The organism is Streptomyces sp. HUAS MG56 (assembly GCF_058673395.1).
The window spans coordinates 1,099,903-1,124,973 of the sequence record NZ_CM178722.1 but is presented as its reverse complement, the minus strand read 5'-3'; the positions used below and the strand labels follow the sequence as shown (position 1 = coordinate 1,124,973).

Here is a 25,071-nt window from a genome sequence, read left to right as displayed (position 1 = left end):
CGCCTTCACGCCGGTGGGATGCGTTGTGTCAGGCACAACCGCCGGGACAGGGGGCGGGTTACTGGCGCAGGTGCGGTGGTGCGGCTCCGCGACCGGTCTTGTCCGTGCGTGCGTCGGCGCCGCCTTCGTCACAGCCAGGCGACTGACATAGCGGTCCCGAGGGCACGGGCCCGGACGGCGATATCTCTCGGGTGTGGCTCGGGTGTGGCTCTTCCGTAGTGAGATCGCCGGTCAGGCCGTGAGCTCGTGGTCGCGCTGGTCAGTGGCCGCGCGGATGCGTTCGATCTCCCGGGCGGTGCGGAAGGGCCCAGTACTCCTCGCAGTGGTTGTTGCTGATGAGGTGCCGGCAGGCTCCTTCAATCACCCCGCTGGCGATCGGCCAGCCCTTCGCCAAGGCCTGTGGCGGGGTCCGTGGCGGTGTGGAAGCAGCGGGCAGCGGCCCACAGCTTGTCGATCGCGTGGACGGTGTCGAGGACGATGCCGACCTTCACGTTCCGCCGCCGCGCCGCGTCCTGGATCAGCTGCAGCTGGTGGGCGGGCGCCGTCCACCAGCACGATCCAGGGCCGCAGGTGCTGCGGGTCGCGGGCCTGTGCCTGGTCGAACGCGGCCGCGATGGCCTCGGCGGGGTCGTGGGCGAGCGAGCCGTCAGCCACTTGTTGCGGGCCACCGGGCCCGGTCGAGGGGTGTGGCGGCCACTGCGGCCGCCGGGCGGGGCGATCACGTCGTGGACCCGGCGGCGGGCCGGGTGGGCGTCGTAGACCATGGTGAGGGTGGTCATCCGCTTGCGGTTGTTCCTATCGCCAGGAGCGTGCCAAGCGCCGTGAGTTCGTGTCGGACCGCGCGGCCGTTGCGGGCGGTACCGATCAGTCGTGCTTCGCGGAGAGCGGCCGCGTGCGTGGAGGGCGCACCGGGGCTGATACCCAGCTGGCCGGCCAGCTCGCTGGTGCTGAGCGGATGGGTGAGGAGACGCAGTGTGTGTGCCCGGGTACTGCCAAGGACCGGGGCTGGCGCGTCTTCGTCTGATGCAGCGGGCAGGATCGGCATGCCCGGACCGGCTGGGTAGACCACCAATATCGGGTGCTCCTCGTTGTCGGCGACCAACGGCGCCACGGTCCAGTGGAAGGTGGGCAGCAGCAACAGGCCTCGGCCGCCCGCCATCACATGTCGGCGGTAGGGCGCGGGCAGCTCCCAGCAGCCGTTGACAACTCGGGAACCGGGGCACAACGCGGTCAGCGCGTCGGCCACTCCGTGCTCGGCCGTAGTGAGGGCGTAGCGAGCGAACTCGGTCTGGTGGGAGGCGGATATCCGGGGCCAGGTCGCGCCGAGCACCGCGTTGTGGGCGTCGTGCAGACCCTGGCACGCCAGTTCCCGGGAGGTGGCGTCTCCCCGGACCAGGTCCCTCAGCCACGGTGGCAAGGTGCCCCGCCGTTGTGCCCAGACCTGTTCGACGCCGGCTCGCAACCGGGAGGTAGGAGTGGCCCGCACCGCGTCCAGGCCGGTCGGCAGACCGGCACTCAGCGGGTCCAGGAACGCGGGGCCTCGGTACGCGGACACCAGGTCCCGAAGCGGACGGGTGGTAGTGGGCAGTCGCTGGCGTAACCGGCGGCGCCAGCGTCCGAACAACTGCTCCGAGTGCGGGCGCCGCAGAGCACGTCCTCGCGCAGCCAGCGGCGCACCGAGGACGGGGAGACGGTGTCGGTGAACCCGTGTGCGGCCAGCTCGGCGGCCAGCTCCGGGCAGGACCGGCGCGAAAGAGGCACACCCGTCTCGGCTGGTGACTGGCAGGCCAGAGCCTTGGTCTCGGCGATCTGTACGGGGGTGAAGCGGGCCGGGCGCCCTGAGCGTCTACGGTCGGCCAGGGCCGACAGGCCGCCGTGGGCGAACCAGCCGCGCCAGGCACGAACCGTGTCCGGGTGCAGGCCGGTCTCGTGTGCGATGCGTGCATTGGAGCGCCCCCGTGCCGCGTGCAGGACGATCTGCGCACGGCACCGCAGCTGGTGCTCGGTCTTGTGGCCATAGGCCATCTTCTTCAGTCGCTTGCGCTCGGCGGTGGTCAGGACGATCGGGCAGGCCCGCGCAACGGGCATGACAGGCAGGCCGATCGGGAGACGCGGAACACGACGGGTCGCAGCCCGCCGGGCCTGCGCCAATATCCAACAGAACTCAGCCTTCCGTGACCGCCGGCTCGATCAGGGACAGCGTCTGGTTGTCCGCGTCCACGTCTGCGCGGATGCCGAGAGGCAGCGGCAGGTTCGGCGAGGTGTGACCGAAGTCGACCTGCGCGAGAACCGGGATGTCACGTCCAGCCAGGACATCGAGTACCACGTCGCGTAGACCTGCGCGCTCTCCGCCGCCCTCGTGTGGCGTGACCTCGGTCGGGATGCCGACCACCATGCCCGCGATCCGGTCCAGCACACCGGACAGCCGCAAGGTATGCAGGTCGTTCCAGATCCGCGAGACCGGCCGCTGCAGCTCCTCCCAGAACAACACGGCGCCGTCGAACCGTTCGGCGGCCGGCGCGAACGGTGTCGCCTGCAGCAGGACCAGGCGGTTCAGCAAACCGCCGAACAGTGGTCCCTGCGCGCGGCCCGGCCGCCAGGTTTCCCAAGCCCCCATCGCGGGCAGCACGCCCGGCGCCTCGGCCTTGGTGAGCACACGGGTGTAGAGGTCGACGAGCTCGGAGCGACGGGCCTCGTCGCCCAGCGTGTACCAATCGCTGCCGAAACCGTGGGTGGCGATGTCGGCGTGGAAGCCGACGAGGCCGGTCTTGGCGTACAACGCCATGTGCAGCAGCGAGATATCGCTGTAGCCGAGGATCGGTTTCGGGTCGGCCCGGATCGCGTCCAGATCGATCAAATCAAGATAGCCGATGGTCGTCTGTCCACCGGTATGCGCGATGATGGCCCGCACTTCCGGGTCCCGGAGCAGACCATTGAGTTCGTCGGCCTGCTCCGCCGGAGTGCCCGACGCCCACCAGCGACTCCGCGCCGGGTTGACCATCGGGCTGACCCGCACGCGGAAACCCATCCGCTCAAGTATCGCCACACCGCGGGCGAGCAGTGGTTCCTCACCGGGTTCAAGCTGGCCCGAGGGTGCGGTAACGACCACGAGGTCGCCGGAACGTAGCGCGCGGGGCCGAAGGATCGCAGGCATGGGGTCTTCTCCTTGTTGATCAACAACGGCGAGGAACAAGGCCCGTGCCGCCGATATTCCGCCTCCCCCGACGTGATCAAGCCGAGCCCCGAAACCCCGGCTGGGCCCACCGATCGCCTCCACGCGGACAAGTCAGGAAGGGCGAGTGCCGATGACGTGTTCGTCGGCACCCCGAGGACTCCTTCGACTGCGCCTGCCAGCCCCACTTCGCCGCCCCAGACCACTAACGGATCGATGCGGAATCGGGCCCCGATGTCAACCCCGAAGGATTTCCGAAGCCGACCACTTAGGCACCCTTGCTACGACATGCGCAACGCCAATGGGGCGGCCCCGCCCGATCACCGATCAGGCGGGGCCGTATCCGCGTCAGTGCCCGGGCACGGGACAGGCCTGGATGGCCCTTGGAGTGCGGGCGCGGCCGGTGCGCTCGGGGCCGGGGAGGCCGGTGACCTTGAGCGGGGCCGTCATCGCGGTGACGTCGTGCGCGGTGGCGACCGGCAGGTCGGCGTCGTGGAAGAGGCGGAACATCGCCTCGACGTTCACCAGCAGACGGCAGGCCCACGCGCGGGAGCGCAGCGCCTGGTGCTCATGCGCGCTGAGCGCGGACAGGGTCCGCGGGCGCGGGGAAGTACGCCATGATCACCCCTCTACGGTCAGCCGCACAGGATGTGGCTGATCTCGTAGGGGGTCTGCTCGGCCAGGCCCAGCAGCGACTCCAGCAGGCCGTCCCACAGTTCATCGACTCATCGACCTTCGGCGATCCTGCTTCGTGCGCGTTGTTGGGGTCTGCCGAAGTCGTCGAGGCGTGGGTGGAGGCGGCTCTGCAGCACTCCCGAAGTCCGTCACGAAGCTGTGTCCGAAGCGGCTCCCGATCCGGTTGGCGAGATCGACACGGGGCAGGTCGTGAAGCGGCTACGGGAACTGCACGGGCGGGGCGGTGACCCGGTCTCCGGCGGTCCGCCGCTCGCCACCGACGGCCGGGTCTACGGGGTCGTCCTCGCCCGGTCGGAATCCGATGTCTCCGCCGGATACGGGCTCACCGCACGGCAGGTCGCGGCGGACGCCGCACGGGCCGCATCCACCACGGTTCCAGTCGGCACCGGCAATCGGGGCCGCGCGTTGACGGGTGGCAACGTGGTCGCTCGCTCGCAGCCATTCACGGAGTGGTGTCACAAGATGACGCGCTACGTTCATCATGTTGTCACCTTCGTGCGGGCCGACACCGGCAGTGTGACCCGTGCAAGGCGGTTGACGGAGAGGCGCTGGAACGTGACGGTGTGGTGGCGTGAAACGGTGACCGGGTGTCGCTCAAGGACATGGGTGCCGGTGCTGGCCTGGGCGGTGACGCGAGCCGTACTGCTGCTGACGCTCTTCGGCGCCCTGCGCTTCCCTGGTGACGATGTCCGCCCCGACGTGGTCATCATCTACCACGGCTGGTACGAACGGCTGCTGACCGGCAGCTTTCCGATCGGCGACGTCACCTGGCAGTACCCGCCCGCCGCGGCGGCGGTCTTCCTCGCCCCGGCACTGCTGCCGTTCCTGACGTACTCGCATGCCTTCTACCTGCTCGCCTGCGCCGCCGACGCGACGGTCCTGGTGATGCTGTTGCGGGCCGGGCGGGCCCACGGCCGGGGCCTGGCCGGCGCCTGGCTGTGGGTCGCCGGGGTCGCCGTACTCGGCCCGCTGGCGCTGGCCCGCTACGACGTGATGGTCACCGCCCTCGCGGTCGCCGCCCTGCTTGCCGCCGCACGGCACCCTCGGGTGGCGGGCGCGCTGGCCGGGATCGGCGCGCTGGTCAAGGTCTGGCCGGTGCTCCTGCTCGCCGGTGCGCGGCCGGGCCGCACGACCCGCCGTTCCTGGGGGGCGGCGCTGGTCACCACTGTCGGCGTCAGCGCCGCGTTCCTGGCGTTCACCCGGGGACCGTTCGCGTTCGTCACCGAGCAGCGTCAGCGCGGCGTCGAGATCGAGTCGTTGGGCGCCCTGCCGTTTCATGTCCTGCGCTGGCTCGGTATGTGGCACGGCACCTCCCGGCTGCACTACGGGTCGTTCGAGTTCCTCGGCCCGTATGTGCCCGCTGCGGCCCGGATCGCACTGGCCGGCGCGGTGCTGGCCTTCTGCTGGCTGGTCTGGTGGCGGGTCCGCGCCCGCACTTTCAGCGACGCCGTGCTCTACGACGCGGCGTTCGCCGCGGTGCTGGTCTTCGTCACCACCAGCCGGGTGATCAGCCCGCAGTACCTGATCTGGCTGCTCGGCCTCGGCGCGGTCTGCCTGACCGGCCGCTCCACCGTCCAGCGCCGGCCGGTGCTGCTCATCCTGGCCGCGTGCTTCTTCACGGTGCTCGAATTCCCCGTCGGCTTCGGCCAGGTCGTGCGCAGCGATCTGCCGGGCATAGTCGTACTGCTGATCCGCGACGGGCTGCTGCTGGTGGCGACGGTCTCGGCCTGCCGCCGGCTCTGGCGCAGTACGGCCTCGCAGCCGGAGGCGACGCCTGACGACGTGCCGTCCCCGGACACGGACTACGCGGCGGCACCTACGGGTTGAGCCTCCCAGGGCCAGGCGCGTCGGCCCTCGCCCCAATGGATCCATGCCTCGGGTTCGGCACGCACATGGCGGTTCACGGTCCTGGACAGCTCCGTCTCCATGGTTCTTCGACCAGGCCGTTTACGGGCACGGCGAAGCTGGTCACACAGGTGACCGGGACGACGTTGCGCGGCGCCTTGAACTTCGCTCGCCGAAGACCGGCATTCAAGCGATCCGGCCAAAGAGCGTGCTGCTCCGCGCACTTGCCGAGACCACAGGGCCCCGTGCAGCACCTGCCGTCCCACGGTGAGGATCGAAAGCGCGCGAGAGGACCGTCTTCCTGTGGCAACGCGGGGGCCGGAGCGGGGGCTTGATGCCACGAAGCCAGAGTCGGGTGAGGATGGTGAGGACACGGACGCGTACTCGGCGTGGTGGCGCTGTGTGCGGCCGCCAGGCTGATCTGGGGCGATGTGCCGAATGACCGGCTGACCGCGCGACGAACCATCGGCAGGCCGACCGGCGATCCCCTCCATGGCGGATTGTGGAGGGCCGCGCGCAACACCCAGAGGGGGAGTTCGACGCCGACAGCGGCGGGATGGGCCAGGGATTGCAGGTGCTCGCACCGGTGACCCTTGGCAAGGGCATCACCTTCGACAACAAGGTCATGACGGTCTCTGTCGAGTGTCCGGCTGGTTCACCTCGGCAGGCCGTGGGGAAGACCGGTACCCCGGGGCGCAGAACCCAGATCCCGGACCGCAAGAGCGCCTTCGGCACAGGCATGGGCTCAGCAATGCCCGGCCCTGTCCGGCGCCCCAACGGCCCGCAGATGTGGCCCAACCAGGAACCCGGCATCACCCAGGTGCGATTCGGCGACCGCCTGGAGCAGTTGCGGCAGGTAGTCGACCTGCTGGACGGACACGCGCGATCCGTCGGCCGCGGCTTCACCACGACGGGGCCGGAAGCAGCGAGTTGCTGCACCCGCTGAGGCCGTTCCTACGGGCCACAGCGCGCACTCGGCAGCCGGAAGCCCCGCCACTGCGAGCACTGCCTGGGCGCGTCCCTTGTGTCAGGCAGCCGCGCACGCGGCGAAGCGGGTGCCCTCTCCGCCCTGGCCACTGCCCCGGGCCGCCCGCCGAGGGACGGGCTGTGACACAGGGCTCCTGTGACTCCGCGCACTCTCTCTTGACCGGAAAGGGAGTATTTATCTAATTTCCCACGGCATGACCCCCCAAGACCCGACCCCCGAGATACCGCACCGGAACGAGCCAGCTCGGACGCCGGACGGCACCGCGCCGCCCGCGCTCGTCGGCTTCGACCTCGACTTCACCGCGCACGAGATCGAACGGCGCGCCCAGGTCCTCGCCGCCCTCGGCCCGGACTGGGACCCCATCGAGGCGCTTCGCGGTGAGGAGCAGGCATACGACCTGCTGTACTCCGGTCTGGACGGTGAGCAGCAGCGCCTGTACGACGACCTGGTCACGGCGGGGGTGCTGCCGCGGCGCGCGGGCAGCGACGGGCGTGGCGGCAGCGACAGGTGTGACGGCAGCGACGGCAGCGACGGCGATGACCGTGCTGCCACTTGATCCACAGGCGGATCCCGGCCGCCGCGCGTGGGCGGCCTGCCCGAACTGCGCCGACGAGCGCGGCTGCGAGCCCTGCGCGGCGCGCCGCAGCTGCGCCGCACACTGGCGCTATCTACTGTCGAGCACCGGCAGCCTGCTCTGCCTCCAGTGCCCGGCCTGCGCCCACGTCTGGGTGCACGACAGCGGCTTCGGCGCGACCCGCTCCCCGCTCTAGGGGTGTCGTCACATCGGGGCGGGCGGGCTCTCGCTGAGTAGCCGTGAACCGTCCGGTCTTCAGCGGGAGTTCATAGGTTTCGCCTCGCAGCCGTCTGCCTCCTGGCCCGCCCCTCGCCTCGCGTCTTCTGCCCCACATCCACCGGCAGCCGTCATGGTCCGCGGAAACCGTGATCCGCAGCTTCGAGTCATCGGCTCGAAGAGATCGCGAGAGGACGGACATGAGGCTGCGCGGCCGCGAACGACAGGAGACGGACGACCGGCCCGAGGCTCAGGGCACACTCGGTCTCGCCGTTCGAACTGCGCGGCGTCCGGCGGCGGTACGGCTGCGGCACCGGCGCCGCGCACGCCCCGCCACACGGCACGTTCACCGCGGTCACAGGCCTGTGAGGCGCCAGCCAGTCCACGCTCTTGTAGTACGCCGCCGGCCTCGACCGGCCGCGGGGGCGAGTTCGGCACGGGTCCGGTCCACGAGACCAGGGAGTACGCGACGGACAGGTGGCCACGCGCATCCGCAAGGTCTTCCGGCTCGCAGGCCTGCTTCCCGCCTACCGGCTCTACGCGACCGTGGAGGAGGCGACGTGAGGCGAGCCAGCCCTGTGACACGGCCCCGGAAAGGACGACACCAAGAGAGATCGTCCCCGTACCCTCGGCACGACGTGCAGACCGGCCGGCGAGGTCAGTCGGCGAGCAGGGTGTCGAGCCAGTCGAAGGTGCGCTGGTGGAACAGGGAGAGCGCACCCTCGTGGCAGTGCTCGCCGGCGCCTTCGTCCTCACGGAAGAGGATCAGTTCCTTCGGGCAGGTCAGCTCGCCGAGCAGACGCTGCGGCTGCCCCTTGAAGAACTGGTCGTTCTCGGCGTCGAGGACGAGTGTCGGGCAGGTGATGCGGTCGGCGATTCCCGCCAGGGTGTACGCCTCGGTTGCCTTGACCAACTCGTCGAAGTCGGACACACCGAAGGTCCACCGGCCGTTGCGCACCACCCATCGCACCATGGTGTTCTGCGCCATCAGCGCCTCTATGCCGCCGGGCATCGAAGCGGCTCGGCCGGCCGTCGCGGCGGCGACTTCGTGGAAGTCGTCGACGCCGTCGTGCAGCACGCACGCGGCGAGGCGGTGCTCGAAGGCGGCCGCCCTCGCGGCGAGGTAACCGCCGAGGCTCGTGCCGACCAGCACGAGTCGTTCGGCGTCCGCCTCGGGCACGGTGAGCGCGAAGTCGACGACCGGGGTGACCACGGCCTCCCAGTCCGGCCGGAAGTGCAGGCCCTGGTCGCGGACGGTGCTGCCCTGGCCGGGGCCGTCGAACGCGATGACGTTGTAGCCGCGCCGCAGCGCACCCGCGGCCAGCGCCAGGTAGTCCTCCTCAAGGGTGGAGTCGTACCCCCCGTGGTAGAGCACGGTCGGGCGCGGGATGCCGGAGTCGTCGACGAGGAACAGGTAGCCGGGAAGCGTGGTGTTCTCGTACGGGATGCGCAGGGCGCGGGCTGGTGTGTCGAGCAGGGCGGCCGCGTCGGCGAACGTCTGCTGGGAAGCCTTGGCGAGCCGCGCCGATTCGGCGTCGGCGGCGGGATCCTCGCGGCGGTAGAAGTCGGCGGTCCGGTAGTAGTTGGAGGCGCGCAGCAGTGCCTCCCGGGCGCTGACTCGGTGACCGGCGGCCAGCGCGTCCCGGCCGATGCGCTCGATGCGCGCCGCCGTCGCGGCCCACTGGGCCGACCAGGCCTCCTCGTCTCCCTCTGGGATCTGCCGGCAGGTAACCAGGACCTCTCCCAGATCGGCGCCGCCATAGGCGGCGTAGCCTGCGGCACGCAGTGCCTCGAAGGAGAAGGACTCGTCGTCGTAGAGGAACTTCATCATCGGCCCCCTTCCACGAATGGAACGGAACGGGAGCGTTCCGTCTTGTCCGAAGAGTAGCACACGGAACGGGACCGTTCCGTTCGCTATGCTGGGGAGCATGTCAGTGCAGCAGAAGAAGGGCCGGCCGGTGACCGGCGGGGCGGTCCTGCGACAGCGCGTGACCGAGGCGGTCACCGAGGCAGCCTTCCTCGAACTCGCCGAGGCCGGGTATGCGCGGATGTCGATGGAGTCAGTGGCCCGTCGCGCCGGCGTGGGCAAGGCCGCGCTCTACCGGCGCTGGCCCTCGAAGCAGGCGATGGTCACCGAGTTGATCCGTAGCAAGGTCACCGACACGCTCCCGCCCACACCGGCCACCGGAGCCCTGCACACCGACCTGCGCGAGCTGCTCGCCACCTTCCGCAGCCAGCTGGCCAATCCGCTGCTTGCCCGGATCGCGGCCGGACTGCTCGCCGAGGCCAGTCACGACGACGCCCTGACGGAGGCGCTCTACACCGGAGTGACCGCACCGCGGCGGGCGGCGGCGCGCACGGTACTGCAGGGCGCGATCGACCGCGGCGAACTCCCCCCGGGACTGGATCTGGATCTCGGCACCGACCTACTGATCGCACCGCTCGCATTCCGCATCCTGGTCATACAGGGCCGCAGCGACGATGAGTACCTGGAAACGCTGACCAACGCGATCGAGGCGGCGTTGAAAGCGGCCGTCCGCTGACAACGCCGTCTCGGTTGGGGCGGAATCAAGTGGCGGCCGGAAACGTGAAAGTATCAACGGCCGCCCCTTCAGCACCTCGGAGTTCCTCGCCCGCCCGCGCCCACCGACGCTGGGCTCGAAGGAAACGGTTGACGTCCGTCCGTACGATGCCGTGGACGTCCTGGTCCGCTTCCGCGGCTACCGCGGCCGGTACATGCTGCACTGCCGCAGCCTGGAGCACGAGGGCATGGCGATGATGGCCAACTTCCAGGTGGTGTGAGGAATCTACGCAGCGCCGAGCGCCCTGCGGTCATACTCCTCGCTCGGTGTTCACGGGCTGGCGGCCGTCGGGGCTGGTGTCCCCGCCACCGCCGGTGCTCGTGCAGGCCGGAGAGTCCTCCGAGTGTCGAACCGGCGTATCCGGACGGGGCTGGATACTTGCCCCCGCAGCGCTCGCCCCGGCAGGACGCGGGGGCGAAAGGGATTGTCGACGGCGGTGTGGTGGCCGGGGCAGCGGCTGGCGCCGGCCGGGCGGCGTCAGAAGGGGGCGGCCCGCTCAGATTCGGGCAACTGCTGCCAACGGCGTATGTCATCCCCGTCCCTGGTCCGTCTACCCCTCCCCGTTGGGCGGGGAAAGGCATCCGTGCGGTCACCAGGGACAAACCTGGCATTGGATGCTTCACCCGTCTGAAAGTGGCGTGCCGATGGTCGTTGCGCGAGGGAAGAAGACGCGGAGGGGCATGAGCAGTCCGGCCAGCGACAGAATGATGAAGACTACTTGGTGCACATGGTCCTTGCCGGGCGGCAGCCCGCCCACCAGGTGCGCGATCCAGACGACCGGATAGAACCACTGCACGTACCAGGCCCACCGCTCCCCGCGGCGGAACGGTACGAGAGTGATCAGCAGACCGAACAGGCCCATACCGGTTGCGGCCACTCCGTCGGCGCGCATGAGCTGTTCGTTGCCGGACCCAGGAGCCACAGCGGCGACAACGCCGAAGGCCAGGATGCCGACACCCACGATCGCGAGGCAGATCCACGCTGCCTTCAGACGCACGCTTTCGTGCCGCATACGGGATCTGTACCCGCTTCGAGGGGCGCGGCACGCCTTTCTCCTCGTCGTTCGTGGACACTTGCAAGTCCAGGCGGCAGCGATCAGCGGCCTGGTGGGCCATTTGCGGCAGCCGGTGCGTGACGTGTGCCGTGTCCACATCCGGGCGGCAGACGTCCGTCCGGGGTGAGCGGCGTGATGACCGGCGCCGCAGCGCGCATACTCGTCGCGTCCCCAACTCCCGTCTCCAGAGCCGATACGACCATGTCCTTGTTCAGCAAGCGCCGTGGGCCCGGCATGCTGCCCGTCACGGCCAGATCAAGGTCGACGGGCAGGCGATGCCCACCCGCCGGGGGAGCGGCAGCCGCCGGGCCCTGCACCGGAGTTCACGCACCTGTACGGCCGTACTGGGCGGGCGCACCTGCGACCTGCGGCCCACCAGCCTTCGCCAGGCCCGGATCCTGACGCAGCACCCCGAAACCGACCGCCAGCGAGGCGTGGTGGCGGAGTCGGCCGTGGGCGTCGTATGCGGGCGGCGTTCGACATGGGAGGCGGGGGCGAGGGTGAAGCCGATGACCGTGCCGCCGTGGGTGACGGTGACGGCGTGCGCGATGGCCAGGCTCAGCCCGGAGCCGGGCAGGCTGCGTGCGCCGTCGGCGCGGTAGAAACGGTCGAAGACGCGGGGCAGGTCGGCTTCGGCGATGCCCGGTCCGCGGTCGACCCCACGCGCTTACCGGTCGGGACAGGCCCGTACGACGGCGTCGTCGGCCTCGATGCGGATCTCCCGGCCGGTGCGGCGCCGGGCGAGGGCGGCCGCGTCTTCGGCCAGGGCGCCCAGGGTGTCGGTCTATACGGTCCAGAAGAGCCACGTTCGTCTGCAACGAGGTGAGCGGGGTGCGCAGTTCGTGCCCGGCGTCCTGCACAAGGCGCCGCTGCACCTCCTCGGAGACGGCGACCGTGAAGCCTCCGTGACGAGGGGGCGGCCCTCGTGGCCAGGACCGGAAGGACCTCGTTCGACGAGAGACGTGGAAACCCCGTACGGATGCTCCCGACAGCACGGGCCAGGCACCGGACTCCGGTGGCGAAAAATCACGCCGCAGCGGAACTCGGCTGACGACTTCATCGTTCGCGATGTCGTCGTGCGCTGGGCGTGAGGGCCGCCGACGGGGGCATCCACTACGGGGACGACGGACAGAAACAGTGGTGATCCGGGGGTCTCCCTGACGGGAAGTCATTCAGGGATTGGTGGCTAGATTGGTGGCCGTGCTGGCTGTCCGGAGGGTACGGGCCAGGGAGACGGCGTGGCCGACCGCCCAGAGGTGGAGGTAGAAGAGGCGGGGGTTGTCGCGCAGAGCGTGATTGTGCAGTTCGACGACCTTGATGCCGCCGTGCCGCAGCGCTCTGATGACCGGCTGGACCTCGTTGGCGGTGATGACGAAGTCCCCGCTGACCGCGGCAGAGCCGCTCCCCACGGAGTGCAAGGCGAAGGACGTCGTCACACCCATGGCCGGCGGCACCACGAAGGTGTCGTCGCTGATGGTCTCCCTGCGGGCGAAGGAGAACCGGTAGCCGTCCTCGCTCACGCCCTTCGCGCCGATCGCGGCGTCGATCGCGGCGGTGTCGAGACCGGCCGGAGGGGTCCTGTCGGGCTCCCGGGGCCCGGGGGTGGCGGTGGCGTCCAGGCAGGCTCGCATGGCGAAGGCCAGGACCGCCGGGTCGGTGGAGAGTCCCCGGACGTGCGTCCACCAAAGGGTGGGCCGGTGGGCGAGCAGATGTTTGTGGATCGCGCACTGTTCCAGGTCGTGGGCCTGGATGACGTCGGTCACCCGTTGCAGCTCGGCCTCGGTGGCGACCACATCGCCCATGAGCATCGTTCGGCCGTCGGGGTAGCGGGCGAACGCCGCGTACGACGCCTCCACCAGGCCGCTGACCCCGTACGAGGACAGGTTCAGGTCGTAGCGAGGAAACGTGGCGCGGTATACGACGCCGTCCGCGCCCAACTGCCCAGCCCCGTCCAGTTCCTTGGCCACAGGCTGCCAGCCAGCCGGGCGTGTCACCACGGGGTGCTGCAGCACCCCGGGGACTTCACCGCGCGTGCCCCCGGCGCGGGTCAGAGCGTGTGCCACGGGGGCCTCGGTCAGGGCGGAGGCCAGCGCGCTGCCCGTGAGGAGAAAGCCACGGCGCGATGTCTGAAGAGTGCTGCTGCAGTCTGGCTTCATGTGTCGTCCCCTGGTACCCCGGCTGATTGTTCGGGCCAGACCGGGATAGCGGTTTTCGCCGCTCAGGTGCGGGCGACACGACCGAGTTTCGCCTGGTCGTGGGAGGTCGGGGTACGGCGTTCTGCGCCCTTGTCAGTGAGCTGCCCTCGCCCGGATCGGCAACCAACACTCTCGCGCGCGGGGGCGGACCGCGTGGAACAGCTGCCGACCCACTACGGCTACACGGAGGCGTTGGTGCCCGTGCGAACCTTCCCGCTGCGGCAAGCGATCGGCGGCCTGGCCTGGTCGCAGTCGCTTGTACTCGGTGGCTACTGGCTGCGCGACTCCGTACGCCATCCCGCCGGTTGCACAGGCGAGGAACTCGCCGACCTGGCAGTTCGCCGTCCGCCCGGCGGTGCCGGAGTACTGCCGCCGCGCCCCTGCCGACCGCGTCCGCACTTTCATGAAGCCCGTCTCGTCCACCGCGCACCCCGCCCGCGAAGTCCGCCTTGCCCCCTCCGGGTCGTGTTGGACCCGCAAGCTGTCGATGCGCCGCCCCATGTTCCCGAACAGGGGTCCGAGGCTTCGGAGAGGAGCACGACCCCGTCCCTCGATCTGGGTGGTGACGTGGTGGTGACTGGAGGCCGATGGAGGTTTGGGCTTCGAGCTGTGCTCGTTCATCGGAGTCAGGAGGTGGGTGCAAGCGCCTCCCAGCCCGCGTCGACAAGGAGCCGGGCACCGGTCGCGGCCAGGACCTCCTGTACGCGGATGCCCGGAGCGGTTTCCACCAGGCGCAGTCCCTCGGGGGCGACGTCGATGACGGCCAGGTCGGTGATGATCCGGTTCACCACACGGCGGCCCGTGGCGGGAAGGCTCAACTCCTCGACGATCTTCGGGCGGCCGTCCCTGGCGACGTGCTCCATCACGACCACCAGCCGGCGGGCGCCGTGGACCAGGTCCATCGCACCGCCCATGCCCTTGACCATCTTGCCGGGGATCATCCAGTTGGCCAGGTCGCCGTGCGCCGACACCTGCATGGCACCGAGTACGGAGACGTCGATCCGGCCGGCCCGGATCATGCCGAAGGAGAGGGCCGAATCGAAGTAGGAGGTGCCGGCGACGGTGGTCACCGTCTCCTTCCCGGCATTGATCAGATCGGGGTGCTCCTCGCCGTCGTACGGGTAGGGGCCCACGCCCAGAATGCCGTTCTCCGAGTGCAGTACCACGTGCACCCCGTCCGGCAGGTGATTGGGGATCAGGGTGGGCAGGCCGATGCCCAGGTTGACGTACTGGCCGTCGCGCAGCTCCCGGGCGGCGCGGGCGGCGAGCTGGTTGCGGTCGAGCGGCATGGTCACTTCTCCTCGGAGTGGGTGCGCGGAACGGCTGCCTGGGCGCCGATGTGTGCCGGGCGCACGGTGCGGCGCTCGATGCGCTTGTGCAGACAGTCGTCGACGGCGACCACACGGTCCACGTACACGCCGGGCAGATGGACGGCGTCCGGTGGCAGTTCGCCGGCGTCGACGATGCGCTCGGCCTCCACCACGGTCATGTGCCCCGCCATCGCGCACAGCGGATTGAAGTTGCGCGCCGCCGCATGGAAGACGCAGTTGCCGTGCCGGTCGGCGACCGCGGCCCGGACCAGGGCGAAGTCGGCGGTGATGGCTTCCTCCAGCAGGTAGCGGCGGCCGTTGAACTCCCGTGTCTCCTTGGGCGGGGAGGCCACCGCGACACCGCCGTCGCGGGTGTGGCGCCACGGCAGGCCGCCCTCCTCGACCTGGGTGCCCACCCCGGCCGGGGTGTAGAACGCGGGGATGCCGGTGCCCCCTGCCCGCAGTCGCTCGGCGAGAGTGCCTTGCGGCGTCAGTTCCACCTCCAGTTCGCCGGCCAGGTACTGGCGGGCGAACTCCTTGTTCTCGCCCACGTAGGAGGAGGTCATCCGGGCGATCCGGCCGGCCCGCAGCAGCAGTCCCAGCCCCCAGTCGTCCACACCGCAGTTGTTGGACACGACCCGCAGGCCGGACGCGCTCGTCTCGGCCAGCGCGGCGATCAGCGTCGACGGGATGCCGCACAGGCCGAACCCGCCGACCGCGAGTGTCGCGCCGTCAGGGATGTCCGCCACTGCCTGCGCGGCCGCGGCCACCACTTTGTCCATGCCGTGTCCCTTCCCCACCGGGTTCGTTCGGTGGATCTCACCCTCGCGGTACCGGCCCCCACCGACCATGTGTGCCGATGCCACGACTGGGCCCGGAAGAGCGGTGATTGACCACATGCCGCCCGTCGTGCGGCGCTCCTATCGTTCCGGCAATCACGCACCGCGCCCACTGTCAGGAGCCGATCGCCATGCGTTCCAGCCTCACGGACACCTTCCGAAGCAGATCCGTTCGCGCACTCACCCTGTTCGCGGTCGGCGCCCTGGTCGTGGGCTGCTCCTCGGCCGGCACCGCCGGCACGGCGGCCGCCGGCGCGGGCGGCAGGGCCGCCCCCGTGAAGGTAGGGCTGGTGTACTCGCGCAGCGGACTCCTCGCCGCCTACGGCAAGCAGTACGAGCAGGGCTTCAAGGCGGGTCTGGAATACGCCACGCACGGGACGGACAAGGCCGCCGGCCATCCGGTCGAGGTCACCGAACAGGACGACGCGGGCGACCCGGCGAAGGCCGTCGCCGCGGCCAAGACCCTCGTCGGCAAGGGCTGCAAGATCCTCGCCGGCACCACCGACTCCGGTGTGGCACTGCAGATGGCGCCGCTGGCCGCGCAGAACAAGGTGCTGTACGTCAGCGGTCCCGCCGCCACCGACGCGGTCACCGGCGTCAACGCCTACACCTTCCGCTCGGGCCGGCAGTCCTATCAGGACATCCTCGCCGCCGGAACACTCCTCGGCGACGCCAAGGGCAGCAAGGTCACGGTACTGGCCCAGAACTCCGCGTTCGGACAGGCCAACGTGGCCGCCGTGAAGTCGGTCCTCGGCAAGGAGGGCGCGCACGTCGGCTCCGTGTTGGCCCCGCCGAGCGCCACCGATCTCACGCCCTTCGCCCGGCAGACCAGGGCCGGCAAGCCGGACCTGGTGTTCGTCGCCTGGGCGGGCGCCACGGCCCCCGCTCTGTGGACCGCGCTGAACCAGCAGGGCGTGCTGGACGCCAGCAAGGTCGTCACCGGACTCGCCGGCACCGCCTCGTACCCGGTCTTCGGACCGGCCGGCTCCAAGGTCGCCTTCCTCGCGCACTACTTTCCCGGCGCCGGGGGCGGCAACCCGGTGGAGAAGGCCATGCTCGACGGCATCACCAAAGCCGGCGGAACCCCCGACCTGTTCAGCCCCGACGGATTCACCGCCGCCCAGATGATCGTGCACGCGGTCGAGTCCGGCAGCGCCACCGACACCGCGGCCATGGCCAGGGCGCTACAGGGCTGGAGCTTCGACGGACCCAAGGGCAAGGAGCAGATCCGCGCTGCGGACCACGCCCTGCTGCAGCCCATGTTCACGGCCCGGCTCAGGGGCACCGGCAGCACCGCCCGGCCCGAGCTGATCGGCAGCATCCCGATGACAGCGGTCGCACCACCGGCCGCGCGGACGGCGGGCTGAGACGATGTCCTCCTCGAACACGACGTCACCGGGCGCCGCGCGGGTTCCGGGCGCCGGGGAGGCCCCTGCCTTCCCGGCCCCCGTGCTCCGGCTGCGCGACATCGGCTGGACGGTCGGCGGTGCGACCCTCGTCGACTCCGTCTCCTTCGACGTCCGCGAAGGCGAGCTCCTCGCCTTCATCGGCCCCAACGGCGCGGGCAAGACCTCCCTGTTCAACCTGGTCAGCGGACTCAGTCCGGTCTCCCGGGGCACGATCGAACTGGACGGCCGCGATGTCACCGGGGAAGCCGCCTACGCCCGGGCCCGGCGCGGCCTCGGGCGCACCTTCCAGACCTCCAGCCTGTGGCCGGGCATGACGGTCGCCGACCACGTGGCGCTCGCGGCCCAGGCTGCCGACGGCGGCTCGTACCGGGTCTGGCGCCGTGCCGACACCTACCCGGAGCGGGTCGACCGGGTGCTGGCCCGCACACAGCTCGCGCACCGCGTTGACACCTGTGCCGACGCCCTCTCGCACGGCGAGAAACGCAAACTCGAACTCGCCGTCCTGCTCGTCGGCGAGCCCCGGCTGATCCTGCTGGACGAGCCGATGGCGGGCGTGAGCGCCGAGGAGGTGCCCGCGCTGACCGACCTCATCCGGTCCCTGCACAAGGAGGAGGGGCGCACCGTGCTCATGGTCGAGCACCACATGGACGTGCTGCTGGACCTGGCCGACCGGCTGGCCGTGATGCATCACGGCACACTGCTGGCGCTGGACACCCCGCAGGCCGTGATGGCCGACCCCGCCGTACAACAGGCCTACCTCGGGGAGGAGTTGTGAACCCCGCTCCGGTGCCCCTGCTGACCGTACGCGATCTGCGGGTCGTGATCGGGGGCAAACACATCCTGCACGGCGTCGACCTGCAGGTGGCGGCCTCGGGCACCACCGCGCTGCTGGGCCGCAACGGAGCGGGCAAGACGACCACCGTACGCGGCATCCTCGGCCTGGTCCCTCGAACCGGCAGCGTCCTGCTGGCCGGTGAGGAGACGGTGCGCCTGGCCACCCACGCCCTGGTGCGCCGAGGGATCGGCTACGCCCCCGAGGACCGCGGTGTCTTCGCCGCTCTCAGCGTGGCGGAGAACCTGCGGCTGGCCGAGCGGCCCGGCGCCGGTGAACCGGCCTACGACCTGGTGCACGAGCTCTTCCCGGAGCTGAGACGACGCGCCCGGCAGGCCGCCGGAACCCTGTCCGGCGGCCAGCAGCAGATGCTCGCCATCGCCCGGACCCTGCTCAACGGCAACCGGCTGATCATCGCTGACGAGCCCACCAAGGGCCTGGCGCCCAAGGTGGTCACCGAGGTCGCCCAGGCGCTGGAGCGTGCCGCCGAGGCGGTACCCGTCCTGCTCGTGGAGCAGAACCTCGCCGTGGTGCGCCGTATCGCCCGCCACTGTGCCGTCCTCGCGGACGGCCGCACAGCGCACCGGGGCCCCGCCGCCGACCTGCTCGCCGACGCGGTGGCGGCACGCCGGCTGCTCGGCGTCGGCAGCGCCGGCCACGGCAGTCCCGCGAAGGGTTCCGCGGACCCGTCCGTTCGCACCGCGGCGCGCCCCGCCGCCCGGACCACGGAGGCGGACGCCTGATGGCCACCGTCGTGCTGCTCACCTTCACCGGACTCGGCCTGGGCGCCCTGTACTTCCTGGTCGCCGCAGGCCTTTCGCTGATCTTCGGACTGATGGACGTGCTCAACTTCGCCCATGGCGCGCTGCTGTCCGTGGGCGCCTACGGTGCCTGGTGGGCCGCCTCCGGCCACCTGCCCGGAGCCGGCCCCGGAGTCGCCGGATTCGCCCTCGCCGTCGTCTTCGGCACCGCGGTGGGCACGGTCGCCGCCGTGCTGCTCGAACTCGCCGTGATCCGCCCGCTCTACACCCGTCCTCGCGAGCAGATCCTCGCCACGGTGGGCGTGGGTCTGGCCGTGCCGGCGCTGCTGGCCGCGATCTGGGGGTCCGACGCCAGGCCCTTCCCCGGGCCGAAGGCACTGTCCGGAACGTTCGGGCTGCTGGGCGCCGAAGTGCCGCTCGACCGCCCGGTGTTGATCGGCGCGGCCCTGGTGGTACTGACCGCGCTCAAACTGTTCCTGAGCCGCACCCGGCACGGACTGGTCGTGCGCGCGGGGGTGGAGGACCGGGCGATGGTCACGGCGCTCGGCATCGACGTGCGCAGGGCCTTCACCCTGGTCTTCGCCATCGGCGGCGCGGCAGCGGCCCTCGGCGGTGCCGTCGGCGGCCTCTACTTCGGCTCCGTGGACCCCCAACAGGGCACCTCGCTGCTCATCTTCGCCTTCGTGGTCGTCGTGACGGGCGGCATGGGCTCGCTCACCGGCACCGCGCTGGCCTCGGTGGCCGTCGGCCTCGTCCAGCAGTTCGCCAACTACTACACCACCGCCGGGCTCGGCGACCTCGCTGTCGTCGTCCTGCTCGCCGCCCTGCTGCTCGTCCGGCCGCGGGGGCTCACCGGGAGGCTCGCATGACCACCGCCACCCAGCCGCGTGGCCGGGCCCGCACGGCGAACCACCGCGTCGCCACCCGCTCCGAGCGGCTGCGGCGAGCCACCCGCTGGTGGCCCGCCCCGCTGCTGGTGGTGCTCTTCACGTTGCCCTACAGCGCGTTGCCGTTGCCGGGCCTGCTGGACGGCCCGATCGGCAGTCCCGGCAACCTGCAATTGCTCGCCCTGTGCCTGCTGTTCGGGGGCCTGGCCACCGGCTACGACCTGCTGCTCGGCCGTACGGGTCTGCTGTCCTTCGGGCACGCCCTCTACTTCGCCGCGGGCACGTACGTCACCAACACCGTGATGCTCGAAGCGGGTCTGCCGTTCGCCGCGTCCGCGCTGTCGGGACTGCTGGCGGGCACGGCGCTGTCCGCGCTGCTGGGCGCCGTGAGCCTGCGAGTCAGCGGCATCGGGTTCTCCATGGTGACCCTGGCCTTCGCGCAGGCCGCGTCGATCCTCGTGCAACGCGATCCCGGAGGCGTCACCGGCGGTGAGGAAGGCAGGGCCGCGCCCGCGGACAGGCTGCCGGCCTCGCTGGTCGGCATCGAGCACACGGCCAACCTGTACTGGATGGCCCTGGCCTACCTCGTGGTCGTCCTGGTCGTCGTGCAGTGGGCGGTCCGCTCGCCCACCGGCCGGGTCTGGGAGGGCATCAAGGAGAACGAGCGCCGGGTGGAGGTGCTGGGGCTGCGCCCGTACGGTTTCAAACTGGTCGCCTTCGTCCTGGCCGGCACCCTGGCCGCGCTCGGCGGCATCGTGTACCTGCTGCTGACCGGCGGCGCCACGCCGCAGACGACCACCTCCGACTTCACGCTGTCCCTGCTGGTGATGGTGGTGCTGGGCGGCTCGGGGACCCGGTGGGGACCGATGATCGGTGGCATCCTCTACACCTGGGCCGATCACCGGCTCGGCGACCTGGCCGGCTCGGGTGCGGTCACCTCTCTGCCCTCCGTGGTCCGTGTGCCGCTCTCGCAGCCGCTGTTCCTGCTCGGCGCCCTGTTCGTCGCGGTGATCTACCTGCTGCCCGGCGGCGTGGCCCGGCTCCCGGCCCGGCTGCGCACCGCCCGTACGTCCCACGCCGCCGCCGACCACGAGGAGGTCCTCCAGCCATGAGCCGCACTCCACGGAACGAGCCAACGGCCCATCAGGGTGGCGCTGTCCCCGGGCACGAGGAGTTCCAGGTGCCGGTGGCCGGCGGGGAGTTGGCCGTGTCGCGCTGGCCGGCCGACGACCCGGGCGCGCCGGTGGTCCTGGCGCTGCACGGCATCACCGCCAACGGCCTGAGCTGGGCGCGCGTCGCCCACCACCTGGCCGGCCGGGTCACCCTGGTGGCGCCGGACCTGCGCGGCCGGGGCCGCAGCGGGTCACTGCCCGGCCCGTACGGCATCGCGGCCCACGCCGACGACATGGCCGCCGTGGTGGAGGCGCTGGGCGTGGCGCGGGTGGTGCTGACCGGCCACTCCATGGGGGCCTTCACCGCGGCCCTGACCGCGGTGCGCCATCCGGACCTGCTGACAGGCCTGTTGCTGGTGGACGGCGGCGTGGGCTTCCCCGTCCCCCCCCGGCCTGGATCCCGACGAACTGATCACTTCGGTGATCGGCCCGGCCATGCGGCGGCTGTCGATGACGTTCCCGGACCGGGAGGCCTACCGCACGTTCTGGCGGCGGCATCCGGCCTTCGCCGGCTCCTGGTCGCCGTGGGTGGACGCCTACGTCCAGCGCGACCTCGTGGGGGAGGAGCCCGAACTGCGCTCGTCCTGCAGCCTGGAGGCGGTCCGCACCGACGGCGTGGACCAACTGCGCGAGGAAGTGTCGGGTGCGGTGCACCGGCTGCCCCGCCCGGCCGTGCTGCTGTGGGCCGAACGCGGTCTGATGGACGAGCCGCAGGGCCTGTACGACGAGCAGCGGCTCGCCTCCGCGGGCCTTGCCCCCCGCCTGGTGCGCACACAGCTCGTGCCCGGCACCAACCACTACACGATCATCGTCGGCGACGAGGGCGCCCAGGCCGTGGCACGGCATCTGCTGGCCGCGGCCGGCGTGGCGGGAGCCGGCGGCCGGGACGGCACACCGTAACGGCGATCGCGCCGGCTCCCGTCCGGGCGTCAGGTGCCCGACAGCAGGTGCAGGCGCAGGGCGAGTTGGAGTTCCAGGGCCTGTTCGGGGGTGTTCCAGTCGGGTCCGAGCAGCGCCTGGATGCGGTCCAGGCGCTGCACGACGGTGTTCACATGGACGTGCAGCTCCTCCTTCGCCCGGGTCAGGCTCCCGCCGCAACCGAAGTAGGCGTGCAGGGTGCGGACCAGTTGGGTGCCGCGCTGGGCGTCGTACTCCAGCAGCGGCCCCAGGGTCGCGGCGATGAAGCCGTCCACATCGTGGTGGTCGCCCAACAGCACGCCGAGGAAGCCGAGTTCGTCGGCGCTCGCCCCGGTCCCGGCGCGGCCGAGCACGTGCAGGGCGCGCAGGCAGCGGGTGCCCTCGGCGTGTGCGTCGGCGATGGCCCGCGGCCCGGTGGCCGGCCCGGCGCCGGCCACCGTGACCGGCGTGCCGGCCAGCTGGCCGAGCTGCCCGGCGGCGACGCGGGCCGCCTCACCCGGACCGGTGCCGTCGTACGGCAGTAGCAGTACCACGGTGTTCTCGTGTTCCGCGCTGACGCCGCTGCCCCCGAACAGGCAGCGTGCGGCGGCGTCGGCGAGCCGCTCCCGAGCCGCGGCACCGGACCGGGCGACGAGCAGGACGTGGGGTCGGTCGAGGTCGATGCCCAGGCGACGGCCGCGGGCCACCAGCCCGGCCGGGTCGCGGTCGGGTGCGGTGAGAAGATCGGTGAGCAGGTCGCCGCGGACGCGGTTCTCTGTCTCCGCGACCGAACGCCTCAACAGGAGCAGCAGTGAGGTCACGACGCTGCTGCGCTCGAACAGGCGCCGGTCGGGGCCGTCGAGCTCCGGCCGCCCGTACAGAACCATGCAGCCCAGCAGTTCCTGCCCGGCCAGCACCGCGCAGACCCAGCGCCCGTCGCGGAACACGGCATGGGCGGCCGCGCGCGAGCTCTCCGCGGCCGTGACCAGCGCGGCCGCCTCGGCGTCACCTGCGTCGCCCGTGCCCCGGGTGAAGGCTCCACCGTCCCCGGTGACTGTGGTGAGCGGCCACCCGGAGCCGTCGTGGACCGCGACGTCCCCCTTCAGCAGACCGGCCACGGCGGCGGCCACATCCGGGACGTCACCGCCGCGCAGCACCAGATCGGTGAGCCGGTCATGGGACTCCTCGGCACGCTGCATGGCGGCTGAGTGCTCCCGGATCACGGCGTTCGCCTCGGCCAGCTCGGCCAGCGCGACGCGGGTGTCGGCCATGGCTTTCGCGGTGTCGATGGCGATGGCGGCATGGTCGGCGAGCGAGCACAGCAGGGCGACCTCGTCCGGGGCGAAGGCGCGCGGCGTGCGGTCCGCGGCGAAGAGTGCACCGATGACCTGGCCGCCGCTCCCCGACCCCAGCAGCAGCGGCACGCCGAGGATCGCGACCAGGCCCTCGTCCAGAACCCCGGCGTCGATGCTGCCGGTGTGGAGGAAGCGGTCGTCGGTGCGGTAGTCCGGGGACGCGTAGGGGCGCGCGGTCTGCGCGACCAGACCGCCGAGGCCTTCCCCCAGCTGGAGGCGCAGGTTCTGGAACAACTCCGACACCGAGCCGTCGGTGACCCGCATGTAGGTGTCCCCGGCCTCCTCGTCGGGCAGCGTGAGGTAGGCCGTGTCGGTGCCCAGGAGCATTCTGGCCCGCCGGACGATGGAGCGCAGCACGGCGTCCAGGTCGCGCAGGGCCGCCAGATCGCCGGCGGTGTCGAAGAGCGCGGTCAGCTCCGCCTCCCGGCGCCGGTGCTGCGTGAGCGCGCCTTGTACGCGCAGCGCCGCTTCGGTGGCCTGTTCGACCTCCGCGAGGTCCGGGGCGGAGGCACCGCTGCGTCGCGCCTCTACGGCGACGGCGCCGATCTCTTCGGCAGGGGCGCCTGCGGCGAGGAGTTCGAGCAGCCGGCGCAGGTGACGGGCGGCGGAGGTGGGCTGGTGCGGCATGGGCGGGCAACCGTTGCGAAGTCGGGGACAGGGAAGTCGGCGTACGGCCGAGGAGGGCCGGAGCCATCCCCGACCGGGAAGACCCTGACCCTCCGGCCGGGCAGTGGTACCGGCCCGTCAGGCGGACGCGGCCCGCTGCTGGTCCGGGGCCGGCCGCGCCGCGGAGCCCTCCGGCTCGATCGCGGCCAGGTCTCTGCCACGGGTCTCGCGCGCGGCGACGACCGCGATCACGGTGATGAGGGCGGCCAGGCCGACGTACACCGAGATCGGCGTGGAGGTGCCGTAGGAGCCGAGCAGGGCGGTGGCGATCAGCGGGGCCGGGGCCCCGGCCGCCACCGAGGAGAGCTGGGCGCCGATGGAGGCGCCGGTGTACCGCATCCGCGTGGCGAACAGCTCGGAGAAGAACGCCGCCTGGGGTGCGTACATGGCGCTGTGGAAGATGAGGCCGACGGTGACGGCCACGACCAGCGCGGGGAACGACCTGGTGTCCAGCAGGGCGAAGAAGGCCCACGACCACAGGCCCACGCCGACCGCGCCCACCAGGTACACCGGCTTCCGGCCGATGCGGTCGGAGAGGGCGCCGAACAGCGGGATCAGGCAGAACTGCACGGCCGAACCGATCAGTACGGCGTTCAGCGACGTCTGCTTGTCGATCTTGAGGTGCTCGACGCAGTAGGTGAGGACGAAGGCGGTGATCACGTAGTAGGAGATGTTCTCGGCCATCCGGGCGCCCATCGCGACCAGGATGTCCCGCCAGTGGTTGCGCACGACCGCGACGAACGGCGGCTGCTCGGCCCGCTGTTCCGCCTTGCGCCGCTCGGCCTTGGCCAGCGCCTCCTTGAACAGCGGGGACTCGTCGACGGACAGCCGGATCCACAGACCGATCATGACGAGCACGGCGGAGAGCAGGAACGGCACCCGCCAGCCCCAGGAGGTGAACGCGTCGTCGCTGAGCACGGTGGTCATCAGGGAGAGCACTCCGACGGCGAGCAGGTTGCCGGCCGGTGCGCCGCCCTGCGGCCAGGACGCCCAGAAGCCGCGTCGCTTCGCATCACCGTGTTCGGAGACCAGCAGCACCGCCCCGCCCCACTCGCCGCCGAGGGCGAAGCCCTGGACCAGGCGCAGGGTGGTCAGCAGCAGGGGAGCCGCGACACCGATCGTGTCGTAGCCGGGGACGCAGCCGATCAGGGCGGTGGAAAGGCCCATCATCAGCAGGCTGATCACCAGGAGCTTCTTGCGGCCGAGGCGGTCGCCGTAGTGCCCGAACACCACGGCGCCGATCGGGCGGGCGGCGAAACCGATGGCATAGGTGAGGAAGGACAGCAGGGTGCCGGTCAGCGGGTCCGACTCGGGGAAGAACACGTGGCCGAAGACCAGGGCGGCGGCCGAGCCGTAGAGGAAGTAGTCGTACCACTCGATGGTGGTGCCGATGAGGCTGGCCACGACGATCTTGCGCAGGCCTCCCGGTCTTGCGGAGGAGTCCGGGTCGGTCACGGCGTTGTGAGCGCTGGGCATGGGTGTCACCGTTTCGGAAGGAGAGGGGAGCGGACCTCCGGATCCGGCCGACGCTGGGGGACGAAAGGAGCAGGTCCGGGGGAGTTCGAGGGTGGGTGCGCCGGGGGCAGTGGCGCGCGGGTGCCGTCCCGGCCGACCTCAGCCG

24 protein-coding genes and 3 pseudogenes are annotated in these 25,071 nt (G+C 71.2%); 13 read left to right on the top strand and 14 right to left on the bottom strand.

Annotated features, from left to right (window positions below):
• Positions 1-356 precede the first annotated feature (356 nt).
• The 5 genes from AC4OXY_RS05715 to AC4OXY_RS05695 form a co-directional block, all read right to left on the bottom strand.
• Positions 357-779, bottom strand: coding sequence for a hypothetical protein (locus tag AC4OXY_RS05715; protein ID WP_491993331.1), 423 nt, complete (start codon positions 777-779; stop codon positions 357-359).
• Positions 776-1,555, bottom strand: coding sequence for a winged helix-turn-helix domain-containing protein (locus tag AC4OXY_RS05710; protein ID WP_491993330.1), 780 nt, complete (start codon positions 1,553-1,555; stop codon positions 776-778). Before AC4OXY_RS05710 ends, AC4OXY_RS05715 begins: the two co-directional genes overlap by 4 nt.
• On the bottom strand, positions 1,516-2,088 hold the full coding sequence (locus tag AC4OXY_RS05705) for a helix-turn-helix domain-containing protein (RefSeq protein ID WP_491993329.1): 573 nt from the start codon (positions 2,086-2,088) through the stop codon (positions 1,516-1,518). The genes AC4OXY_RS05710 and AC4OXY_RS05705 overlap by 40 nt, the downstream gene beginning before the upstream one ends.
• Before the next feature lie 76 nt (positions 2,089-2,164).
• Complete coding sequence (locus AC4OXY_RS05700) at positions 2,165-3,154, bottom strand: S66 peptidase family protein (RefSeq protein WP_491993328.1); 990 nt, start codon at positions 3,152-3,154, stop codon at positions 2,165-2,167.
• A 366-nt stretch (positions 3,155-3,520) separates the two neighbouring features.
• Positions 3,521-3,697 (bottom strand): hypothetical protein, encoded by a 177-nt coding sequence (locus AC4OXY_RS05695; protein ID WP_356033840.1) that lies wholly within the window; start codon positions 3,695-3,697, stop codon positions 3,521-3,523.
• 777 nt (positions 3,698-4,474) lie between these two features.
• On the opposite strand from AC4OXY_RS05695, the gene AC4OXY_RS05690 reads away from it, so the two are divergent.
• The 4 genes from AC4OXY_RS05690 to AC4OXY_RS05675 all read left to right on the top strand — a co-directional run bounded on the left by AC4OXY_RS05690 (position 4,475) and on the right by AC4OXY_RS05675 (position 7,471).
• Positions 4,475-5,695 carry a glycosyltransferase 87 family protein gene (locus AC4OXY_RS05690; RefSeq protein ID WP_491993327.1) on the top strand — a complete coding sequence of 407 codons (1,221 nt, stop codon included), beginning with the start codon at positions 4,475-4,477 and terminating at the stop codon, positions 5,693-5,695.
• Between the two features lie 520 nt (positions 5,696-6,215).
• Entirely contained in the window at positions 6,216-6,659 is a 444-nt protein-coding gene (locus AC4OXY_RS05685; RefSeq protein ID WP_491993326.1) for a hypothetical protein, read from the top strand.
• 235 nt (positions 6,660-6,894) lie between these two features.
• Positions 6,895-7,257, top strand: a complete 363-nt coding sequence (locus AC4OXY_RS05680) for a DUF6400 family protein (RefSeq protein ID WP_491993325.1) — start codon at positions 6,895-6,897, stop codon at positions 7,255-7,257.
• Positions 7,238-7,471 carry a hypothetical protein gene (locus tag AC4OXY_RS05675; protein WP_491993324.1) on the top strand — a complete coding sequence of 78 codons (234 nt, stop codon included), beginning with the start codon at positions 7,238-7,240 and terminating at the stop codon, positions 7,469-7,471. Before AC4OXY_RS05680 ends, AC4OXY_RS05675 begins: the two co-directional genes overlap by 20 nt.
• A gap of 678 nt (positions 7,472-8,149) precedes the next feature.
• Here the strand turns inward: AC4OXY_RS05675 and AC4OXY_RS05670 are convergent.
• Positions 8,150-9,322 (bottom strand): alpha/beta hydrolase family protein, encoded by a 1,173-nt coding sequence (locus AC4OXY_RS05670; RefSeq protein ID WP_356033827.1) that lies wholly within the window; start codon positions 9,320-9,322, stop codon positions 8,150-8,152.
• A 97-nt stretch (positions 9,323-9,419) separates the two neighbouring features.
• Between AC4OXY_RS05670 and AC4OXY_RS05665 the strand changes: the two genes are divergently transcribed.
• Together AC4OXY_RS05665 and AC4OXY_RS05660 are read left to right on the top strand one after the other, a co-directional pair.
• On the top strand, positions 9,420-10,034 hold the full coding sequence (locus tag AC4OXY_RS05665) for a TetR/AcrR family transcriptional regulator (RefSeq protein ID WP_491993323.1): 615 nt from the start codon (positions 9,420-9,422) through the stop codon (positions 10,032-10,034).
• 52 nt (positions 10,035-10,086) lie between these two features.
• Positions 10,087-10,293, top strand: a complete 207-nt coding sequence (locus tag AC4OXY_RS05660) for a multicopper oxidase domain-containing protein (protein WP_356033854.1) — start codon at positions 10,087-10,089, stop codon at positions 10,291-10,293.
• Positions 10,294-10,692: 399 nt separating this feature from the next.
• Here AC4OXY_RS05660 and AC4OXY_RS05655 read toward each other — a convergent pair whose 3' ends face one another.
• The 6 genes and pseudogenes from AC4OXY_RS05655 to AC4OXY_RS05630 all read right to left on the bottom strand — a co-directional run bounded on the left by AC4OXY_RS05655 (position 10,693) and on the right by AC4OXY_RS05630 (position 15,414).
• Positions 10,693-11,085: a hypothetical protein gene (locus tag AC4OXY_RS05655; RefSeq protein ID WP_491993322.1), complete on the bottom strand. Its 393-nt coding sequence runs from the start codon at positions 11,083-11,085 to the stop codon at positions 10,693-10,695.
• Between the two features lie 286 nt (positions 11,086-11,371).
• Positions 11,372-12,020 (bottom strand): annotated as a pseudogene (locus AC4OXY_RS05650) (ATP-binding protein); the annotation flags it as partial.
• A 279-nt stretch (positions 12,021-12,299) separates the two neighbouring features.
• Entirely contained in the window at positions 12,300-13,283 is a 984-nt protein-coding gene (locus tag AC4OXY_RS05645; protein ID WP_491993321.1) for an LppY/LpqO family protein, read from the bottom strand.
• Positions 13,284-13,625: 342 nt separating this feature from the next.
• Positions 13,626-13,823 (bottom strand): annotated as a pseudogene (locus AC4OXY_RS05640) (transposase); the annotation flags it as partial.
• 125 nt (positions 13,824-13,948) lie between these two features.
• On the bottom strand, positions 13,949-14,611 hold the full coding sequence (locus AC4OXY_RS05635; protein WP_356033816.1) for a CoA transferase subunit B: 663 nt from the start codon (positions 14,609-14,611) through the stop codon (positions 13,949-13,951).
• A 2-nt stretch (positions 14,612-14,613) separates the two neighbouring features.
• On the bottom strand, positions 14,614-15,414 hold the full coding sequence (locus AC4OXY_RS05630; RefSeq protein WP_376292582.1) for a CoA transferase subunit A: 801 nt from the start codon (positions 15,412-15,414) through the stop codon (positions 14,614-14,616).
• Between the two features lie 188 nt (positions 15,415-15,602).
• On the opposite strand from AC4OXY_RS05630, the gene AC4OXY_RS05625 reads away from it, so the two are divergent.
• The 7 genes and pseudogenes from AC4OXY_RS05625 (at position 15,603) to AC4OXY_RS05595 (ending at position 21,432) form a co-directional block, all read left to right on the top strand.
• Positions 15,603-16,838: a substrate-binding domain-containing protein gene (locus AC4OXY_RS05625; protein ID WP_491993320.1), complete on the top strand. Its 1,236-nt coding sequence runs from the start codon at positions 15,603-15,605 to the stop codon at positions 16,836-16,838.
• Between the two features lie 4 nt (positions 16,839-16,842).
• Entirely contained in the window at positions 16,843-17,655 is an 813-nt protein-coding gene (locus tag AC4OXY_RS05620; RefSeq protein ID WP_491993319.1) for an ABC transporter ATP-binding protein, read from the top strand.
• Complete coding sequence (locus tag AC4OXY_RS05615) at positions 17,652-18,455, top strand: ABC transporter ATP-binding protein (RefSeq protein WP_491993318.1); 804 nt, start codon at positions 17,652-17,654, stop codon at positions 18,453-18,455. The genes AC4OXY_RS05620 and AC4OXY_RS05615 overlap by 4 nt, the downstream gene beginning before the upstream one ends.
• On the top strand, positions 18,455-19,342 hold the full coding sequence (locus tag AC4OXY_RS05610) for a branched-chain amino acid ABC transporter permease (protein ID WP_491993317.1): 888 nt from the start codon (positions 18,455-18,457) through the stop codon (positions 19,340-19,342). The genes AC4OXY_RS05615 and AC4OXY_RS05610 overlap by 1 nt, the downstream gene beginning before the upstream one ends.
• The gene (locus AC4OXY_RS05605; protein WP_491993316.1) at positions 19,339-20,472 is read left to right on the top strand and encodes a branched-chain amino acid ABC transporter permease; all 1,134 of its coding nucleotides are present in this window, start codon (positions 19,339-19,341) and stop codon (positions 20,470-20,472) included. The genes AC4OXY_RS05610 and AC4OXY_RS05605 overlap by 4 nt, the downstream gene beginning before the upstream one ends.
• Positions 20,469-20,963 (top strand): annotated as a pseudogene (locus tag AC4OXY_RS05600) (alpha/beta fold hydrolase); the annotation flags it as partial. The gene AC4OXY_RS05605 and the pseudogene AC4OXY_RS05600, both read left to right, overlap by 4 nt.
• On the top strand, positions 20,953-21,432 hold the full coding sequence (locus AC4OXY_RS05595) for a hypothetical protein (RefSeq protein WP_491993315.1): 480 nt from the start codon (positions 20,953-20,955) through the stop codon (positions 21,430-21,432). The pseudogene AC4OXY_RS05600 and the gene AC4OXY_RS05595, both read left to right, overlap by 11 nt.
• A gap of 29 nt (positions 21,433-21,461) precedes the next feature.
• Here the strand turns inward: AC4OXY_RS05595 and AC4OXY_RS05590 are convergent, their stop codons facing one another.
• Both AC4OXY_RS05590 and AC4OXY_RS05585 read right to left on the bottom strand, forming a co-directional pair.
• A complete protein-coding gene (locus tag AC4OXY_RS05590) occupies positions 21,462-23,411 on the bottom strand; it encodes a helix-turn-helix domain-containing protein (protein WP_491993314.1) in 1,950 nt (649 codons plus the stop codon).
• A 117-nt stretch (positions 23,412-23,528) separates the two neighbouring features.
• Complete coding sequence (locus tag AC4OXY_RS05585; RefSeq protein WP_491993313.1) at positions 23,529-24,926, bottom strand: MFS transporter; 1,398 nt, start codon at positions 24,924-24,926, stop codon at positions 23,529-23,531.
• Between the last annotated feature and the right edge of the window lie 145 nt (positions 24,927-25,071).

What these genes read in the sequence shown, in the direction of transcription:
- AC4OXY_RS05705 (WP_491993329.1), bottom strand. Translation starts at nt 2,088, where the DNA reads ATGCCCGTTGCGCGGGCCTGCCCGATCGTCCTGACCACCGCCGAGCGC.
- AC4OXY_RS05605 (WP_491993316.1), top strand. Translation starts at nt 19,339, where the DNA reads ATGACCACCGCCACCCAGCCGCGTGGCCGGGCCCGCACGGCGAACCAC.
- AC4OXY_RS05670 (WP_356033827.1), bottom strand. Translation starts at nt 9,322, where the DNA reads ATGATGAAGTTCCTCTACGACGACGAGTCCTTCTCCTTCGAGGCACTG.
- AC4OXY_RS05675 (WP_491993324.1), top strand. Translation starts at nt 7,238, where the DNA reads ATGACCGTGCTGCCACTTGATCCACAGGCGGATCCCGGCCGCCGCGCG.
- AC4OXY_RS05590 (WP_491993314.1), bottom strand. Translation starts at nt 23,411, where the DNA reads ATGCCGCACCAGCCCACCTCCGCCGCCCGTCACCTGCGCCGGCTGCTC.
- AC4OXY_RS05715 (WP_491993331.1), bottom strand. Translation starts at nt 779, where the DNA reads ATGACCACCCTCACCATGGTCTACGACGCCCACCCGGCCCGCCGCCGG.
- AC4OXY_RS05655 (WP_491993322.1), bottom strand. Translation starts at nt 11,085, where the DNA reads ATGCGGCACGAAAGCGTGCGTCTGAAGGCAGCGTGGATCTGCCTCGCG.
- AC4OXY_RS05680 (WP_491993325.1), top strand. Translation starts at nt 6,895, where the DNA reads ATGACCCCCCAAGACCCGACCCCCGAGATACCGCACCGGAACGAGCCA.
- AC4OXY_RS05700 (WP_491993328.1), bottom strand. Translation starts at nt 3,154, where the DNA reads ATGCCTGCGATCCTTCGGCCCCGCGCGCTACGTTCCGGCGACCTCGTG.
- AC4OXY_RS05620 (WP_491993319.1), top strand. Translation starts at nt 16,843, where the DNA reads ATGTCCTCCTCGAACACGACGTCACCGGGCGCCGCGCGGGTTCCGGGC.
- AC4OXY_RS05585 (WP_491993313.1), bottom strand. Translation starts at nt 24,926, where the DNA reads ATGCCCAGCGCTCACAACGCCGTGACCGACCCGGACTCCTCCGCAAGA.
- AC4OXY_RS05610 (WP_491993317.1), top strand. Translation starts at nt 18,455, where the DNA reads ATGGCCACCGTCGTGCTGCTCACCTTCACCGGACTCGGCCTGGGCGCC.
- AC4OXY_RS05630 (WP_376292582.1), bottom strand. Translation starts at nt 15,414, where the DNA reads ATGGACAAAGTGGTGGCCGCGGCCGCGCAGGCAGTGGCGGACATCCCT.
- AC4OXY_RS05635 (WP_356033816.1), bottom strand. Translation starts at nt 14,611, where the DNA reads ATGCCGCTCGACCGCAACCAGCTCGCCGCCCGCGCCGCCCGGGAGCTG.
- AC4OXY_RS05645 (WP_491993321.1), bottom strand. Translation starts at nt 13,283, where the DNA reads ATGAAGCCAGACTGCAGCAGCACTCTTCAGACATCGCGCCGTGGCTTT.
- AC4OXY_RS05625 (WP_491993320.1), top strand. Translation starts at nt 15,603, where the DNA reads ATGCGTTCCAGCCTCACGGACACCTTCCGAAGCAGATCCGTTCGCGCA.
- AC4OXY_RS05665 (WP_491993323.1), top strand. Translation starts at nt 9,420, where the DNA reads ATGTCAGTGCAGCAGAAGAAGGGCCGGCCGGTGACCGGCGGGGCGGTC.